The sequence below is a fragment of the Leclercia adecarboxylata genome (assembly GCF_006171285.1).
GTDB lineage: Bacteria > Pseudomonadota > Gammaproteobacteria > Enterobacterales > Enterobacteriaceae > Enterobacter > Enterobacter barmai.
In genome coordinates this window covers 2,687,719-2,704,597 of record NZ_CP040889.1, presented here as the reverse complement: position 1 = coordinate 2,704,597, position 16,879 = coordinate 2,687,719, and the positions used below count along the sequence as shown (strand labels likewise).

General features: G+C 53.2%; 15 protein-coding genes. All 15 read left to right on the top strand.

Features of this window, described 5'->3' with window-relative positions:
• Positions 1 to 22: 22 nt before the first annotated feature.
• The 15 genes from FHN83_RS14720 to FHN83_RS14650 all read left to right on the top strand — a co-directional run bounded on the left by FHN83_RS14720 (position 23) and on the right by FHN83_RS14650 (position 16,764).
• The gene (locus FHN83_RS14720; RefSeq protein WP_139564218.1) at positions 23 to 1,042 is read left to right on the top strand and encodes a hypothetical protein; all 1,020 of its coding nucleotides are present in this window, start codon (positions 23 to 25) and stop codon (positions 1,040 to 1,042) included.
• A 37-nt stretch (positions 1,043 to 1,079) separates the two neighbouring features.
• On the top strand, positions 1,080 to 1,784 hold the full coding sequence (locus FHN83_RS14715) for a cytidylyltransferase domain-containing protein (RefSeq protein WP_176556497.1): 705 nt from the start codon (positions 1,080 to 1,082) through the stop codon (positions 1,782 to 1,784).
• On the top strand, positions 1,771 to 2,469 hold the full coding sequence (locus FHN83_RS14710; protein ID WP_255296388.1) for an inositol monophosphatase family protein: 699 nt from the start codon (positions 1,771 to 1,773) through the stop codon (positions 2,467 to 2,469). Before FHN83_RS14715 ends, FHN83_RS14710 begins: the two co-directional genes overlap by 14 nt.
• On the top strand, positions 2,466 to 4,010 hold the full coding sequence (locus FHN83_RS14705) for an N-acetylneuraminate synthase family protein (RefSeq protein ID WP_139564215.1): 1,545 nt from the start codon (positions 2,466 to 2,468) through the stop codon (positions 4,008 to 4,010). Before FHN83_RS14710 ends, FHN83_RS14705 begins: the two co-directional genes overlap by 4 nt.
• Before the next feature lie 130 nt (positions 4,011 to 4,140).
• A complete protein-coding gene (locus FHN83_RS14700) occupies positions 4,141 to 4,518 on the top strand; it encodes a hypothetical protein (RefSeq protein WP_139564213.1) in 378 nt (125 codons plus the stop codon).
• Positions 4,519 to 4,596: 78 nt separating this feature from the next.
• The gene (locus FHN83_RS14695) at positions 4,597 to 5,505 is read left to right on the top strand and encodes a glycosyltransferase family 92 protein (protein WP_139565442.1); all 909 of its coding nucleotides are present in this window, start codon (positions 4,597 to 4,599) and stop codon (positions 5,503 to 5,505) included.
• Positions 5,506 to 5,575: 70 nt separating this feature from the next.
• Positions 5,576 to 7,585 carry a glycosyltransferase family 2 protein gene (locus tag FHN83_RS14690; protein ID WP_139564210.1) on the top strand — a complete coding sequence of 670 codons (2,010 nt, stop codon included), beginning with the start codon at positions 5,576 to 5,578 and terminating at the stop codon, positions 7,583 to 7,585.
• Positions 7,573 to 8,598, top strand: a complete 1,026-nt coding sequence (locus FHN83_RS14685) for a glycosyltransferase family 4 protein (RefSeq protein WP_139564208.1) — start codon at positions 7,573 to 7,575, stop codon at positions 8,596 to 8,598. Before FHN83_RS14690 ends, FHN83_RS14685 begins: the two co-directional genes overlap by 13 nt.
• Before the next feature lie 89 nt (positions 8,599 to 8,687).
• On the top strand, positions 8,688 to 9,773 hold the full coding sequence (gene rfbB / locus FHN83_RS14680) for a dTDP-glucose 4,6-dehydratase (protein ID WP_139564206.1): 1,086 nt from the start codon (positions 8,688 to 8,690) through the stop codon (positions 9,771 to 9,773).
• A complete protein-coding gene (gene rfbD / locus FHN83_RS14675; RefSeq protein WP_138370343.1) occupies positions 9,773 to 10,660 on the top strand; it encodes a dTDP-4-dehydrorhamnose reductase in 888 nt (295 codons plus the stop codon). The genes rfbB and rfbD overlap by 1 nt, the downstream gene beginning before the upstream one ends.
• A 149-nt stretch (positions 10,661 to 10,809) precedes the next feature.
• Positions 10,810 to 11,682: a glucose-1-phosphate thymidylyltransferase RfbA gene (gene rfbA, locus FHN83_RS14670; RefSeq protein ID WP_138370342.1), complete on the top strand. Its 873-nt coding sequence runs from the start codon at positions 10,810 to 10,812 to the stop codon at positions 11,680 to 11,682.
• Positions 11,683 to 11,734: 52 nt separating this feature from the next.
• A complete protein-coding gene (gene rfbC, locus FHN83_RS14665) occupies positions 11,735 to 12,283 on the top strand; it encodes a dTDP-4-dehydrorhamnose 3,5-epimerase (RefSeq protein ID WP_039030518.1) in 549 nt (182 codons plus the stop codon).
• Between the two features lie 46 nt (positions 12,284 to 12,329).
• Positions 12,330 to 14,333, top strand: coding sequence for a capsular polysaccharide biosynthesis protein (locus tag FHN83_RS14660; RefSeq protein WP_139564205.1), 2,004 nt, complete (start codon positions 12,330 to 12,332; stop codon positions 14,331 to 14,333).
• Positions 14,334 to 14,418: 85 nt separating this feature from the next.
• On the top strand, positions 14,419 to 15,663 hold the full coding sequence (locus FHN83_RS14655; RefSeq protein ID WP_039030520.1) for a capsule biosynthesis protein: 1,245 nt from the start codon (positions 14,419 to 14,421) through the stop codon (positions 15,661 to 15,663).
• A 204-nt stretch (positions 15,664 to 15,867) separates the two neighbouring features.
• Complete coding sequence (locus FHN83_RS14650; RefSeq protein WP_138370340.1) at positions 15,868 to 16,764, top strand: helix-turn-helix transcriptional regulator; 897 nt, start codon at positions 15,868 to 15,870, stop codon at positions 16,762 to 16,764.
• Positions 16,765 to 16,879 lie beyond the last annotated feature (115 nt).

Genomic DNA, 16,879 nt, shown 5'->3' with positions numbered 1-16,879 from the left:
ATAACATGAAAATGGATTATGTATGAAGTTTGCTATAGATAAACTATTTGATATTGGTCTTATAAATGGTTGGGTTGCGGCAGATAATGGAAGTGCTGATATTGTTTTTAAAGTTATCATAAAGACGCCTAACGAAATCATTCATCAGCAATCCGCAAATAATATTCGACCTGATGTTAAATCTGTTGGTTTACATAAAACAGGAGCGTGTGGTTTCTCATTTAATGCGAAGGCATACGGGGTTAGGGAAGGCGACTTCATATTTATTGAACTAATGAGAGAGGATGGAGAGGAGAGAGTAACCCATTCATTTTTATATGCTGAAAAAGATGAAACAAAGCTTCAATTTGACAGATTTGAGGTTCCCCGCGATGATTTTTCCATTATGGAAAAATCTACTGAATTAGTATTAAAAGACTACCCTCATTTATTAGCATTAAAAATACTTCTAATTAGATTGCGTAGAAATAAAAGAGCTAAAGGATGGCGCGGCCAATTTTCAGGGATTAATTATAGTTATAAAGAGAGTGACTGGGAATTATTCTATAATATCATCTCAACCTTCAGGGAAACTATATTTAACAACCTTTCTGCTAGGAATTTATTTTCTATTACCGATACTATAGCTGATTTTTCAACACCTCTTGAACGATGCGCAGCACTTAATTTATCAATGTTTATGTTTCATGAACGTTTTTCTCAAACATTAAACCCCTTAAGTAAAGATAATAATTCAATTCATCTTAACCCTAAAATCCAACATACTATTTGGGATGGGATGCTTGCAAACAAATTAGAAGCAGATGATGCATTAGATGTATATTTAACTAGAGCCTATGAAAATTTGAAAAGTACCCCTTTAATTTTGAACTTTTTCCAAGTATTAATAAAAAAAGCCATGAATGAAAAAAACTCTATATTTCATGGAAACTTAAAAAATAGTGAATATTTCAGAGAGGCTTGGAGTTTTTATCAAACTAAGTTTTGTGATGATTTAAAAAGAGATTGTAGAAGCATAAATCAAAATTCAGTCTCTAAATAAAACAATGCGTTAAAAACCCCAATCGGAGATAAATAAATTGATAGTCTATGCATTAATCCCAGCCCGCTCAGGTTCAAAAGGATTACCCGATAAAAACATTCGCGACATTGATGGCAAGCCTTTATTATCTTATAGTATTGAATTTGCAAAAAAGCTCAAAAATGTTTCAAAAATCATCTGTTCTACTGATAGTGAACTGTACGCCAAAATAGCCAGAAAATATGGCGCAGATGTTCCTTTCCTACGTTCAAGCGAAGCTGCAGCAGATACGGCGATGGAAGAGCATATTCTTGCAGATTTACGAGTAAAGTTTGCTGAACATAATATTCCTGAACCCGATATTTTGGTTTGGCTCCGTCCAACTTTCGTTTTTCGCTCTGTATCTGATGTTGAACAATGTATTGAAATACTTAAATCCAATGCACAAGCTACCGCAGCAAGAACGGTAGTACGAGCAGAGAACAGACTTTATCATCTTAAAGAAGGCGTACTTACACCGGCTTTTGATGATTTAGGTAAATCCATGATGCGCCGACAGGATATGCGTCCAGAATATAAAGTATTCAGTACTGACGTATTCCGCTTCAAAGGCAATAATTTTGGTCCTGATTTCTTAGGTCGTTCAGTCTACGCAGTTGAAACAAACAGCAAATGTGGATTGGATATTGATGATCGTTTCGATTTCGAAGTGGTTAAAAACATCATTGAAAATAACCCGGAGTTAGTCAGTGAGTATCTCTAAAGAATTGGTCACATTGCTGTCAGCCCAACTGGATAAAATCGTTGCGCTTCGCTCCGATTTTTCGCAAAAACCAGATGGTAGTTATGTCAGCAAAGGAGATTTACTGGTACAAGATTTGGTTTTAGATTATCTAAACGAAGCCTTACCAGATCACCAATTAATCTCTGAAGAAATGGCACCGTTTACCGATGTTATTTGGAATGAACAAGGCAGTTATGTTGTTCTGGATCCTATTGATGGCACCGAAAATTTTGTGTCCGGGCTTAAAGAATGGGGTATTGGTATCAGTATATATACCAATGGTGTTCATCAAGAGTCTTGCATTTTCCTGCCTGAACTTAACGATTATCACATTACCGGCATGCCGATGATGCATCATCGTTCCCGAATTCGTGGGCTGTCCTCGTCTCTCACCAAGCAAGATTTATTACAGCTGGAAGAAGGCTTTGAATACCGCATTATCGGTTGCTCAATGTATAATATGCTCGCAGCAGTTCGTGGCGCTTATGCAAGCTTCGAAAACGTTAAGGGTGTTAACTGCTGGGATATTTTACCTGGTCTTAACTTTGCCCTGGAACATGATTGTGAAGCATTAGTTGATGGCAAGGCCTATCAAGGGCAAATACTGTTTCCTACTCAAAAATATAAGATCAACATTAAGAAACAGCATAAGGATATCGCATGAACCATATTTTAAAAGAGTCAATTTCTAATAAGTCTGGCCGTGATATTGTTATCATTGGTAAAGGGCCAAGCGTTGACAGTATTGATCTCTCTCTATTAAAAAATTGTATTGTTATTAACACCAACGATTCAGAACTTATTTACCCTGGGGATGTAGCTGTGTTCCACCACGGTTGGGTTCTCGATATCTTTGATGAGCATGCTCCACAATGTAAATTGTATGTTTCAGACCGTTCGTTGCCACCAGGCACGAAACATATTGCGGCTGAGTATGTACCATATACCCCGGAATCAGCAGACTTCCTGATTCATCGTTTCTTCGAAGAAACTATTTACATTGAAAGTGCTATCGTCGTATCGGCACTGAAGATCGCGAATCAAATTGCCAAACTAGAAAACGCCACTAAAAACGTCTACCTGCTTGGATTTGATTTCACGACGAAAGACGGCTTCACTAATAAAATCCCAACAGCAGCGATGCATGCTGAGCCTGAATATCAGGAACGCATCATCAGCAGTCAGGAACAACTTCTGAAGATGCTGTTGGCAGAGAAATCACGGCTGAATATCAATATCAGCCATGTGGGTAACAAACCTTATAGCGTCTATTCTGTTGATGCCTTTAACCAGGTCTTTACTGCTCGTCATCGTGGCGTGACGCTGCCACAAAGCAGTCCTGTACAAAACACAGCGAAAAACTATGACGTAAAAGTGATTGCAGAGATCACGACTAACCACTTCGGTGATATGGATCGCTTGAAGTCTATGATCGTTGCAGCTAAACAGGCAGGCGCCGATTACATCAAACTGCAGAAACGTGATGTAGAAAGTTTCTATAGTAAGGAAAAATTAGATTCTCCGTATAATTCGCCATTCGGAACGACTTTCCGCGAATACCGTCATGGTATTGAGTTGAATAAAGAGCAATTCGCTTTTGTTGATACGTTCTGTAAAGAGATTGGGATTGGCTGGTTTGCTTCGATTCTGGATATGCCTTCTTATGACTTTATCAGGCAGTTTGAGCCGGACATGATTAAGTTGCCGTCCACAATCTCTGAGCATAAAGATTATCTGGCCGCAGTTGCAGCCGACTTCACAAAAGACGTTGTAATTTCAACTGGTTATACAGATGAAGCTTACGAGGATTTCATTCTCAATAGCTTTACCAAGGCTCGAAACATCTATCTGTTGCAATGTACTTCTGCCTATCCAACACCGACTGAGGATACGCAGATTGGTGTAATCAGACACTATTACAATCTATCGAAAAAAGAACCACGTATTATCCCGGGTTTTTCCAGCCATGATATCGGTAGCCTTTGTTCTATGATGGCGATCGCAGCCGGTGCCAGAATGATTGAAAAGCACGTTAAGTTTGGCGATGTAGCCTGGTCTCACTTCGATGAAGTGGCTATTGACCTGGTTAATGGCGATTTCACCAAGTTTGTAACAGATGTGCGTAAGGCTGAACGTATTGTTGGAAGTGAAGTGAAAGAGATCCAGGCAACAGAGCACCATAAATATTGGATCGCTCCGAAATAACGCATTGAAGCTGATGTAATCATTTTCATACCTGGCTTGAACACTTTAGAAAAAACTAAGCCACTTGCTTTGCAAGTGGCTTATCCAACGATAATAATAATATTTATGATATCTAGAGTGTCGGAATAGAATGGCCAATAATTACTCGCTTATTACAACACCACTCATTACCTCGAATGCGCAGTTACGCTGGAACATTGATACCTCATCAAACCAGGGGCCTCTTCAGCTCGCGAATGGTCGTATCGAACTTCACGGCTGGCTACTGGCAGAAGGCGAACGTTCTCCACGTATCGCCATCAAGAATGATTACGCTACCTATAGCTATCCATTCAATGTCAAACGCCCTGATGTAATAGCTGCTATCCTGCAGCAACCTGAGGATAATCACCCTCGTTTAAGCTGTGGGTTCAGGATTAACGTGCCCTTCTCTTCTAAAATCACCCTCGGACTGGAGTCCGATGGCCTGATTACCTGGCTGACGGAGTTAAATTTCTCCCCAGCCTGATAACAGTTTTACCTTGTGCCAGCTTTCAGAGGTCTGCTGATGCTGGCACGGTATTCCGATAATCGGTTGGATAACAAAGTGAACCTCTATATTGCCGCCATCGTTAAAGATGAATTTGCAGGCCTGCTTGAATGGATAGCGTATCACCGGGTGTTGGGCGTAACCGGATTTATGATTGCCGACAATGGCAGTCGTGACGGAAGCCGCGAGTTGCTCTCTTCCCTGGCGCGTCTTGGGATAGTGACCGTTCTCGACCAACCGGATGTGATTAATCAAAAACCGCAGCTCCCGGCTTACGAGCGCATTTTACGTAGCTGCCCCCGCGATATTGACCTGCTGGCCTTTATCGATGCTGATGAATTTTTATTGCCCTTGTCGCCTGATGTAAACCTGGTCGATTTCTTCGCTAAACATTTTAATGACGAAAGCGTCAGCGCTATTGCGCTTAACTGGGCCATTTTTGGTTCCAGCGGCGAACTCTTTGCCGAAGAAGGCCTGGTGACGGAGCGTTTTACACATCGCGCCACTGTGAAATTTAACGTCCACCACAACATGAAAAGCGTGGTGAAACCCGAGCGCGTAAACCATTTTCATAACCCACATTATGCCGATCTGCGCTACGGTCGCTATATCGATGCGCTGGGCAATGACATGGTTTTACACCCAAAACATGGTCCTGGCGTCAGTGCCGAAGTGGTCTGGAACGGCGTGCGGGTCAACCATTACGCGGTCAAATCGCTGGAAGAGTTTTTACTCGGTAAACATTTGCGCGGCAGTGCAGCCTCGGCCAACCGCGTAAAACACAAAGCCTATTTCAAAGCCCACGATCGCAACGACGAGACCTGTCTGCTGGCGGCGGCTCTGGCCCCTAAAGTCAAAGCAGAAATGGCCGCGATACAGGCACAGCTGGATGCCTTGCCAGCAGAAGAGAGCCCACAGAAAAGCGACTCCTGGCTGGCAACGCGCGTCAAAAAATTAATCGGCTAATCTACGTTTTTTCATATTTCGACAGGAGTCAGAAGCGGGTCTCCCCCGCTTCCGGGTAGTGAATCCACTAATGCAAAGCGATTACCACTGGCACCCTCTGGCGCTGCCAGACTCTTCTTTATTGCGCGCGGGCTGGTTCCTGATCCAGGGCACCCTGCGCGCCCGTCAGCCGCGAGGTGAAACCCGCCTGCGCTGGCAGTGTCAGGGTGTCTGGCATGAGCAGATCCTCCCCATCACTCGTCGTGGCACCCTGCAGGAGCTGGTCTGGCTGCCGGTGGGTGCCTGTCAGGTGGGGCTGCTCGCCAGCAGCGAAGGGGCAGAATGCCAGCTTAATATTACCCGTTTTGCTCAGGTGTCAGCGGCCAACAGCGTCTGGCGTCGGTTGCGCCGGGTGTGGCCTTTTTATCAGCGTCTGAATGCGCAAAAGCGCCGGCGTCTGGGGCTGTCCTGGCACCTGTGGTTTACCGATTTACAGCAGGCCTACGACCTGGTGGGCAAGATCCGCGACGACAGGCCGCTGCACGCCTATGAACACTGGCTGGCGAATTTCGATATCGTGCAGCCCGGCGAACGCCGTCTGATCGACCGTCTGCTGGCCCGCTGGGGCAACCTGCCACGCGTCTGCCTGCATCTGGTGAACGGTGGCGATGAGGCGGCACGCCAGCGCACGCTCGCCAGCATCGAGGCGCTCTGTTATCCGGCCACCCATATCACCGTGCTGGAACAGCCCTCTGCCGAAGTCAGGCCAGTGGATGAATGGCAGTGGGCCATTCCGGTGGGGGCGGAACTCGCTCCGGCCGCGCTGGTATGGCTGGCGCACCAGCTGCGACAGACGCCAGAGGCAAAATGGATCTACGGCGATCACGATCTGCTGGATGAAAAAGGTAAGCGCCACTCGCCGGACTTCAAGCCAGACTGGAACGAAACCCTGCTGCACAGCCAGAACTATATCGGCTGGAGTGGCCTCTGGCGGGAACAGGGCACGTCAGCCATCCCGCAGGACGGAGCCGAAAGCTATCGCGGGTGGCTACAGCTGGCCCACCAGCTTGCCCCTAAAGAGATCGCGCACATCCCTGCCCTGCTGATGCACGTCCCGGACGCGCTTCCTCAGCAGGATGGCTATGAAACCCTGGCAAGCCAGCTGCAAAACCTGCCCGTCGGGGTCACGCTGGAGTCGGCTCCGCATGGCATCTGCCGCTGGCGCTGGCCGCTGCCGGAACAGCTTCCGCGGGTATCGGTGATCATTCCCACCCGCAATGGTCTGGCGCACCTTCGCCCATGTATTGAAAGCCTGGTGCAGCACACCCGTTACCCGAACATTGAAATCATGGTGATGGATAACCAGAGCGACGACCCCGATACGCTGGCCTATTTTGAGTGCATTACCCGGGAGTACGGGGTGCGGGTTATCTCCTGGGATCATCCGTTTAACTACTCGGCGATCAACAATGCCGGGGTGCGTGAGGCCACGGGCGAGCTTATCTGCCTGCTCAACAACGACACCGAAGTGATTAACCCCCTGTGGCTCGATGAGATGGTCTCTCACCTGCTGCGTCCGGGCGTCGGCATTGTTGGGGCGCGGCTCTTCTACGGTGATGGCCGCGTTCAGCATGCGGGCGATGCCGTCGGGCCGGGTGGCTGCGCCGATCATTTTCACAGTGGCCTGGCTGCCGATGAACCCGGCTACCAGCGCAGGGCGGTGAGTGCCCAGGAGCTGTCCGCCGTGACGGCGGCCTGCCTGCTCACCCATCGCCAGCTCTATTTGTCCCTTAACGGCTTAGATGAAGTGAACCTGCCGGTGGCCTTTAACGACGTGGATTACTGTCTGCGGGTCGGCGAGGCAGGCTGGCGGATCGTCTGGACGCCGTTTGCCGAGCTGTACCACCACGAGTCGGTATCGCGCGGCAAAGATGTCACGCCAGAACAGCTGGCGCGCTCCCAGGGTGAACTGCGTTACATGAAAAAGCGCTGGGCGCAGCGGCTCACACACGATCCTGCATACAATCCCAACCTGAGCTATGACCGACCCGATTTCTCGCTAAGTCATACTCCTAATGTGGTGCTGCCATGGACGAACTGATCAGAAAGGCACTCTTTAAACCCTATCTGAGGTTGAATAAGCAAAGCAGCGAGGCGCATCCGGACATCTGGCCTGAGTGCCGCTCGCTGTTGATTCTGCATGAAGGGAATTCACCGACGCTGGCCTATTTCGAAGCGGCCATCCGCAGCCGTTTCCCCGGCGCGGTCTGTCAGCTGGTGGATACCTTAACCACGCCCGCAATCGATGTGGATAAAGGGGCGGCCATTGTGGTTATTCGCTTTATCTCCACCCTGTGGCAGCGCGAGATTGCGCGCAATATCGACGATCTGTCGCAGGTGGTCTATTTCATGGATGACGACCTGTTCGATCCGTCCGCGTTAGGGGCGCTGCCGAAAGCCTACCGGACCAAAATCATCCGTCGCTCTGCGGCCCAGCATCGCTGGATCACCTCGCACTGCGACACCATCTGGGTGTCGACGCCGTACCTGGCCAATAAATATGCCCACCTCAACCCCGATGTGGTGCCCGCGCAGCCCACACCAAAGCTGCTGGCGGTTAAAAAGCCGGTGAAGATTGCCTACCACGGCTCAAGCTCGCACCAGGCAGAAAAGTACTGGCTGCGCGAGGTGATGGAAGGCGTGCTGGCCCAGTGTCCGCAGGCCAGTTTTGAGATCTTTGGCGAGCACGAAATCTATAAGCTCTATCGCGACCTGCCCCGCGTGACGGTCCTGCATCCCATGAGCTGGCAGAACTATCTGGATTACACCCAGCATCACCAGATCGATATCGGGCTGGCACCTTTACTCGAATCTGAATTTAATATGGCGCGCGGGCCGGTAAAATTTTATGATTTCGTCCGCATGGGCGCGGTGGGTGTTTACAGCAATTGCGCGCCCTACAGTGACTTTATCGAACAAAATATCAATGGCGTGCTGCTGAATAACGATCCGCAGAAGTGGATCGACACGCTGGCGCTGCTGGTAAATTCCGGGCAGAAACGTCAGACCCTGGCGAATAATGCGAAGGAATATTCATACTCGTTAATCAGTTAAAACTGCCTGACGCTAAAACACGGTCTGAACGGATAGCAGTGATTGTGTTCTGGTGACCATTTCATCCAATAGAAAAGTAAAAATCGCTTATGAAAATCCTTGTAACCGGTGGAGCCGGTTTTATCGGTTCTGCTGTTGTTCGCCATATCATCCGTGATACTCAGGATGCGGTGATCAACCTTGATAAGCTTACCTACGCGGGCAACCTGGAGTCGCTGGCCGAGGTCGCAGCAAGCGACCGTTACGCCTTTGAACAGGTGGATATCTGCAATCGTGCAGAGCTGGATCGGGTCTTTGCTGCCCATCAACCGGATGCCGTCATGCATCTGGCCGCCGAGAGCCACGTGGATCGCTCCATCACCGGCCCGGCCGATTTTATCGAAACCAATATCGTCGGCACCTACACGCTGCTGGAAGCGGCCCGCGCTTACTGGAGCGAGCTGGACGAAGCCCGCAAGCAGGCGTTCCGTTTCCACCACATTTCTACCGACGAAGTGTACGGCGATCTGCCACACCCGGATGAAGTGAGCGCGGGTACCGAGCTGCCGCTCTTTACCGAAACCACGCCATACGCGCCAAGCAGCCCGTACTCCGCGTCAAAAGCCTCCAGCGATCACCTGGTGCGCGCGTGGCGTCGTACCTATGGTCTGCCGACCATCGTCACCAACTGCTCCAACAACTACGGCCCGTATCACTTCCCTGAGAAGCTGATCCCGCTGGTGATCCTCAACGCGCTGGACGGCAAAGCGCTGCCAATCTACGGCAAAGGCGATCAGATCCGCGACTGGCTGTACGTGGAAGATCATGCCCGTGCCCTCTACACCGTGGTGACTACCGGCGTGGTGGGCGAGACCTACAACATCGGCGGCCATAACGAGAAGCAGAACCTGGACGTGGTCCACACCATCTGCGACCTGCTCGACGAGATAGTGCCGAAGACCGGTTCCTACCGCGACCAGATCACCTACGTGACTGACCGTCCGGGCCACGACCGCCGCTACGCTATCGATGCCAGCAAAATGAGCCACGAGCTGAACTGGCAGCCGCAGGAGACCTTCGAGTCCGGCATCCGCAAAACCGTGCAGTGGTACCTGGATAACCAGCAGTGGGTCAACAACGTCAAATGCGGCAGTTATCAGGACTGGATCGCGAAGAACTACCAGGAGCGTAACTGATGCATATTCTGCTGTTCGGCAAAAATGGCCAGGTGGGCTGGGAGCTGCAGCGCGCCCTGCTGCCGCTGGGTCGTATTACTGCGGTGGATTTTGACTCTACCGATTACTGTGGCGACTTCAGCAACCCGGAAGGCGTGGCCGAGACCGTGCGTCTGCTGAAGCCGGACGTCATCGTCAACGCCGCCGCCCATACCGCGGTGGATAAAGCCGAGAGCGAGCGCGACTTTGCCGAGCTGCTCAACGCCACAAGCGTAGCCGCCATCGCCAAAGAAGCCGAAGCGCTGGGCGCCTGGCTGGTGCATTACTCCACCGACTACGTCTTCAACGGCAGCGGTGAAAAACCCTGGGTAGAAACCGACCAGACCGCGCCGCTGAACGTCTACGGCGAAACCAAGCTGGCGGGGGAGCAGGCTGCGGCCCTCTGCTCCCGTCACCTGGTGTTCCGCACCAGCTGGGTCTATGCTGCCCGTGGCGCGAACTTCGCCAAAACCATGCTGCGCTTCGGTAAAGAGCGTAGCGAGATGTCGGTGATCAACGATCAGTTTGGTGCGCCGACCGGGGCAGAGCTGCTGGCCGACTGCACGGCGCATGCGATCCGTATCGCCCAGGATAAACCGGAGGTTGCCGGTCTTTATCACCTGATCGCCTCCGGCACCACCACCTGGTTCGACTATGCCCAGCGGGTGTTCGCAACCGCGCGTGCGGCAGGCGTTGAGCTGGCGGTGACTCAGGTCAATGCGGTGCCAACCAGCGCGTTCCCGACGCCGGCTAAACGTCCGCATAACTCCCGTCTCGATACCAGCAAGTTCCAGCGCACCTTCGGGATGACGCTGCCGGACTGGACTATCGGCGTCGATCGCATGCTTGCTGAAATCCTTGGCAAGTAAACGCATCAGGGTATGCTATGCATGCCTTGTTTTATCGACATGGACATTTGTCGGGGAGCGGCGTTTTTAGCTCCCTCTGCAGCAATCAAACATATGCCAGGGGTGGCGTTTCGCCGCCCTCCAGAGCAACAGAGAAGAATTGAAGGATTATGAGCAAGCGTAAAGGTATTATTCTGGCCGGTGGGTCAGGCACTCGTCTGTATCCGGTGACGATGGCGGTGAGCAAGCAGCTGCTGCCAATCTATGACAAACCCATGATCTACTACCCGCTGAGCACCCTGATGCTGGCCGGTATCCGCGACATTCTGATCATCAGCACCCCGCAGGACACCCCGCGCTTTGAGCAGCTGCTCGGCGACGGCAGCCAGTGGGGCCTGAACCTGCAGTACAAAGTGCAGCCAAGCCCGGACGGTCTGGCTCAGGCCTTTATCCTCGGCGAAGAGTTCATCGGCGACGACGACTGCGCGCTGGTGCTGGGCGATAACATCTTCTACGGTCACGACCTGCAGAAACAGCTGGAAGCCGCTGCGGCGAAACCCGCAGGCGCGACCGTCTTTGCCTATCACGTTCACGATCCTGAGCGTTACGGCGTGGTGGAGTTCGACCGCGAAGGCACCGCCATTTCTCTGGAAGAGAAACCGCTGGAGCCGAAGAGCAACTATGCTGTAACCGGGCTCTACTTCTACGACAACCGCGTGGTTGAGATTGCCAAAAGCCTGAAACCGTCCCCGCGCGGCGAGCTGGAAATCACCGACGTGAACCGTATCTACCTGGAGCAGGGGAACTTGTCGGTCGCCATGATGGGTCGTGGTTACGCCTGGCTTGATACCGGCACCCATGAGAGCCTGATTGAGGCCAGCAACTTCATCCAGACCATCGAAACCCGTCAGGGGCTGAAAGTGGCCTGTCCTGAAGAGATTGCCTACCGTCTGAAGTTTATCGATGCCGATCAGGTGCGCAAATTAGCCGCGCCGCTGGCCAAGAATGCTTACGGGCAATATCTGCTGAAAATGCTCAAGTAGTCATCATTAACTCCTGGGGCGTCATGCCCCATTTAAGAATCAGGCCGTAATCATGAACGTAATTCAGACCGCAATTCCCGACGTCTTCATCTTTGAGCCAAAAGTGTTTGGTGATGACCGTGGCTTCTTCTTCGAAAGCTTTAACCACCAGCAGTTCGAAGCCGCCATTGGCCGCAGCGTAAACTTCGTGCAGGACAACCACTCCAAATCGTCAAAAGGCGTGTTACGTGGTCTGCACTACCAGCTGGCGCCGCATGCGCAGGGCAAACTGGTCCGTTGCGTGGCCGGTGAAGTGTTCGACGTGGCGGTGGATATCCGTAAAAGCTCCCCGACCTTTGGTCAGTGGGTGGGCGTGCACCTGTCTGGCGAGAACAAGCGTCAGCTGTGGATCCCGGAAGGCTTCGCCCACGGCTTCATGACCCTGAGCGACACCGCCGAGTTCCTGTACAAAACCACCAACTACTATGCGCCGGAGAGCGACCGCGGCATCCGCTGGAACGATGAGACCATTGGTATTACCTGGCCTGAAATCGACACCGAGATCCTCACCTCCGCCAAAGACAGCGTTGCCAAATCCTTCCCTGACGCAGAGTACTTCTGAGTCCCACGCCCCGCAGTGACGCGGGGCGTTTTCTGACAGAGCACAAATGAAATTCTATACAGGTTCAGCCGGGATCCTGGCCCGAAAAGCGCAGCTCGAGCCGATGCTGGGCCGCCCGTTACACGCCTTCAAATCCAGCATGCCGCTGGCGCAAGACGATGTCCTGGTCGGCTGGGGCCAGAAAGCCAATACCCGCCAGATCAAACAAAAAGCCCATGAACTCGGGTTGCCGTACTGGCAGCTGGAAGATGGCTTTATCGGGTATATTGGCCATCCCGCCCGAGGGGGCAAAGCCGTCTCCCTGATCGCCGATCCTGTAGGTATTTACTACGACGCCCGCCAGCCGAGCCGCCTTGAGCAGCTGATTGCCACGCCATGCGATGACAAGATGCTGGTCCGCGCTGAGGCACTGGTGTCTGCGCTGCTGCGACACGGCATCACCAAGTACAACTGCTATGCCGCGGGCAGCGGTTTACCCGACGCCCTGGCGGCACGTCTGCACGGCGACGCGCGCCCGAAAATCTTGCTGATCGACCAGGTGGCGGGGGATCTCTCCATCCCCGGCGCGCTGGCGAGCGAAGACGATTTTGTTGAGATGGTGGCGGCGGCGCGACGTAACCACCCGGGCGCCCGCCTGCTGCTGCGTACCCATCCGGATACCCGGCTGGGTAAAAAGAGCGGCGTGCTGGCGCGTCTGGAACTGGATGACGTGGAAGTGGTGGCCGATCACTGCCATCCCCACGCCCTGCTGAACGAGGTGGAGGCGGTCTATACCGTCTCCTCCCAGATGGGCTTTGAAGCGCTGCTGCTCGGCAAAACGGTGTACTGCTTCGGCATGCCGTTTTACGCCGGGTGGGGATTAACCCACGACAGCAAATCCTGCCCGCGTCGCCAGACGCAGGTCAGCCTGCCCCAGCTGGTAGCGGCGGCGCTGATCCTCTATCCACGCTATCTGGACCCAGTGCTGGGCCAGCGCTGCGAAGTGGAGCAGGTACTGGAGATCGTTGCCGGTCAGCAGAGTCCTGCGCCACAGTATCGCCGCCTCTACATGGTGGGCTTCTCGCTGTGGAAGCGCGCCTTTATGCGCGCCTTCTGCCAGCCGCTGGCCGAGGAGCTGCGCTTTGTGCGCACGTTACCGCAACAGCTGGCCGCCGACGAGCAGGTGCTGGTGTGGGGCAGCCGCCACCCTGAACTCCAGAGCGCCATCCGGGTGGAAGATGGCTTTATCCGCTCCCGGGGGCTGGGCTCGAACCTGTGCCGCCCGTCGTCGCTCTCCATCGACCCGGTGGGGATCTACTTCGACAGCCGCCGTCCGAGCGGGCTGGAGCAGCTGCTTAATCAGCATCAGCTCACCGACCAGGAGTTAACCCGCGGTGCCGCGCTGGTGGATCTGCTTCGCCGGCACGGGGTGAGCAAATACAACGTTGGCACCGTCCAGCCGTTTACCCCACCGGGGGACGGTCGAACGCTGGTGCTGGTGGTGGGCCAGGTGGATGGCGATGCCTCGATCCTCACCGGCAGCCCGGTCGTGCGCAGCAACGAAGCGCTGCTGTGGGCGGTACGCGCCGCAAGACCGGAGGCGCACATCCTGTTTAAACCGCACCCGGACGTGGTGGCGGGCAACCGGGCAGGCGCCATCTCGGACGCCTGTCTGGCCAGCTGCGTCGACAGCCAGGTGCTGGATCTGGGTCTCACCAGCCTCTATCCCCACGTGGACGAGCTGCACACCATGACCTCGCTGAGCGGGTTCGAAGCGCTGGTGCAGGGGGTGAAGGTCACCACCTGGGGCCAGCCGTTCTACAGCGGCTGGGGGCTGACCGAAGATATGCACCCTGCCCCGCGTCGCCAGCGCACCTTGCCCCTGGCAGCGCTGGTCTATCTGACGCTGGTGGCCTATCCGCGCTACATCGACTGGCAGAGCGGGCTGTGGATGAGCCCGGAACAGTTAATACGCCAGCTGGCCGTGCAGGGTAACTCCTCATCGCAAAAAGCCAGCCGCTGGCAGCGCTGGCAGCTCAAACTGAGCTATCTGGCGCAGACGCTTCGTTAGAAAACTATTTATCCCTGAAAATTAAAGAAAAGCGGTCATCAAGCCGTTAACTCACCTGTCTCATCAAACGGATCTGGGAAACGAAATGGAAGAGCAAGCTATCCGCCATTTACTCAATGGCCGCCGATATCTTTTGTTACAAGGACCGATGGGCCCCTGCTTTGCGCGTCTGGCGACCTGGCTGCAGCACAGCCACCGCGAAGTGAAGCAGGTCTGCTTTAATGCCGGAGATGCCTGGTATGCCGCGAAAGAGACGTCGCTGCACTACACCGGCCCGGTGAAAAACTTTGCCTTCTGGCTGCGCGATCTGCACAAAGACTACGCCTTCGATACCATCGTCTGCTTCGGCGATTGCCGTCCGATGCATATCGAAGCGAAGAAGTGGGCGCGCAGTAAATCCATCGACTTTCTCGCGTTTGAGGAGGGGTATTTCCGTCCGTTCTATATCACCCTCGAAAAAGGCGGCGTGAACGCCTTCTCCTCGATGCCCATCGACGCGAAATACTACCGCGAACAGCCCCTGCCGGAGCTGCCGACCCCGACGCCGTGGAAGCCGAGCGCCTTTAACCGCGCCGCCCACGCCATGCTCTACTACGCGGCGGGCTGGTTTGGCCGCCATCGCTATCGCGGCTACCGCCACCACAAGTCGTTTTCCCCGTGGTATGAGATGCGCTGCTGGTTCCGTGCCGGTCGCCGCAAGCTGTGGTACCGCTGGAAGCAGCGCCACATGCTGAGCCATATCACCCAGACGCTGGATAACGAGTACTACCTGGCGATTTTGCAGGTCTATAACGACAGCCAGATTATTCACCACAGCCCGTATAAAGACGTGCGTGACTATATCGAAACCGTGATCCGCTCCTTTGCCCGCCATGCGCCGAAGGAGCGCCATCTGGTGTTCAAGCATCACCCGATGGATCGTGGTCACCGTTTTTATGGCGTGCTGATTAACACCCTGTGCGAGAAATACGGCATCGCTGGCCGGGTGATCTATATCCACGACCTCTCCCTGCCCGCCCTGTTGACCCACACCCGGGGGGTGATCACCGTTAACAGCACCGCCGGGCTGTCGGCGCTGATCCACAACAAACCGCTGAAGGTAATGGGCAAAGCGCTGTACGACATCGACGGCTTAACCTGGCAGGGGCCGCTGAACCAGTTCTGGCAGGCGAACTTCGCCCCGGACAAACAGCTGTTCCAGCGTTTTCGTACCCATCTGCTCTATCACACGCAGATCAACGCCGTGTTTTACGGGAAGTCCGACTGGCTCAACGTCCCGACGGCCCTTCCCCTGCCGGAAGCCCTTACCGATTCCGAACCCGAACACTAATTCGCTGCGCGCCGGGGAAATTGCCCCGGCGGATCCGATCTGCCCCTCGCTTTTATCCCCTCGTTGTAAAAATCCCTAATGTTTATCCTAAACCTGGCCGTTATAACCTAAGACAAATTTATTTGCCGAACCCTGCACTGACATATTTTGTCAGCCTGCACCGGCATAATTCACAGCAATGTTTTAGTTCACGGGAAAGCTTATATGACAATTCCGACCAGGAGTCGCTCGGCTGAAAGGTTGGTAGATATTCTGCTGGAGCTTCATTTACACGGCGTGGTTAACCGCCAGGCATTGATGCATAAATTTAATATTACTGAGCGCACCGTCTATCGCGATCTGAATGCACTTTCGCCGATTGTGGAGTACACCGGAGACGGGCAGTACCGGCTTATTCATGCCCCGCAGGGTCATGCCGGTCAGGGGCTGCATCACGTCATTGCTAACTTCCTGAATGTGGATGACTATTTCCCTGAAAAGGGGGGCGATTTCTGGGAGAAACTGGAGGCAAGAGCGGAAGAAAACCATATTATGATCCTCGGTGGCGATGCCGAGCGAAAAGAGAAATGGGATATTCACGCCCAGCTGGCGGCCTTCGAAAAGGCGATTAAGAGCCAGCAGGTTTGCCAGATCCTGTATAAAGGAAAGACCCGACAGGTTAATCCTTATAAAGTAATTAACAAAAAGAATATATGGTATTTACAAGCCACCGAAAACGGCAGATTGAAATCGTTTTCTTTAAGCCTGATCCAGTGGCTGGATATTCGCAGCGAAACCTTCACTCCGGATAACGACACCCTCGAATTGCTGGAAAAGAATCCCGACCCGTGGGTCAGCGAAGAGACTTTCGAAGTGGATGTCCTTATTCCCGCCGCCATCGCGCACTATTTTAAACGCCGCGATCTGCTGCCCGGCCAGGAGGTTCTGGCGGAAGACAAACACGGCATTACCCTGCGCTGCCACGCGGCCCATGAAAACCAGATCCTGCCCCTGCTCTTCTACTGGCTGCCCAACATTCAGGTGCTGGAACCGGCCTGGCTGAGGCAGAAGTTCGTTGCCACTCTGGAAACCTATCTGGCTGAGGTGGAGTGCTCCCCCTGACATCGTGATCCGCTTCACACTATTTCCCCTACCGACGGCGAGCCTGAACCACTCGCCCTCGCTGTTGACCGTTCATCCCGCCATATAACCACTCACAGATTTACCTTCCTTTACA

Excerpts from the sequence above, each read along its gene's own strand:
- FHN83_RS14655 (WP_039030520.1), top strand. The coding sequence starts at position 14,419 with ATGGAAGAGCAAGCTATCCGCCATTTACTCAATGGCCGCCGATATCTT.
- FHN83_RS14690 (WP_139564210.1), top strand. The coding sequence starts at position 5,576 with ATGCAAAGCGATTACCACTGGCACCCTCTGGCGCTGCCAGACTCTTCT.
- rfbA (WP_138370342.1), top strand. The coding sequence starts at position 10,810 with ATGAGCAAGCGTAAAGGTATTATTCTGGCCGGTGGGTCAGGCACTCGT.
- FHN83_RS14660 (WP_139564205.1), top strand. The coding sequence starts at position 12,330 with ATGAAATTCTATACAGGTTCAGCCGGGATCCTGGCCCGAAAAGCGCAG.
- FHN83_RS14720 (WP_139564218.1), top strand. The coding sequence starts at position 23 with ATGAAGTTTGCTATAGATAAACTATTTGATATTGGTCTTATAAATGGT.
- FHN83_RS14700 (WP_139564213.1), top strand. The coding sequence starts at position 4,141 with ATGGCCAATAATTACTCGCTTATTACAACACCACTCATTACCTCGAAT.
- FHN83_RS14705 (WP_139564215.1), top strand. The coding sequence starts at position 2,466 with ATGAACCATATTTTAAAAGAGTCAATTTCTAATAAGTCTGGCCGTGAT.
- rfbC (WP_039030518.1), top strand. The coding sequence starts at position 11,735 with ATGAACGTAATTCAGACCGCAATTCCCGACGTCTTCATCTTTGAGCCA.
- FHN83_RS14650 (WP_138370340.1), top strand. The coding sequence starts at position 15,868 with ATGACAATTCCGACCAGGAGTCGCTCGGCTGAAAGGTTGGTAGATATT.
- rfbB (WP_139564206.1), top strand. The coding sequence starts at position 8,688 with ATGAAAATCCTTGTAACCGGTGGAGCCGGTTTTATCGGTTCTGCTGTT.
- FHN83_RS14685 (WP_139564208.1), top strand. The coding sequence starts at position 7,573 with ATGGACGAACTGATCAGAAAGGCACTCTTTAAACCCTATCTGAGGTTG.
- rfbD (WP_138370343.1), top strand. The coding sequence starts at position 9,773 with ATGCATATTCTGCTGTTCGGCAAAAATGGCCAGGTGGGCTGGGAGCTG.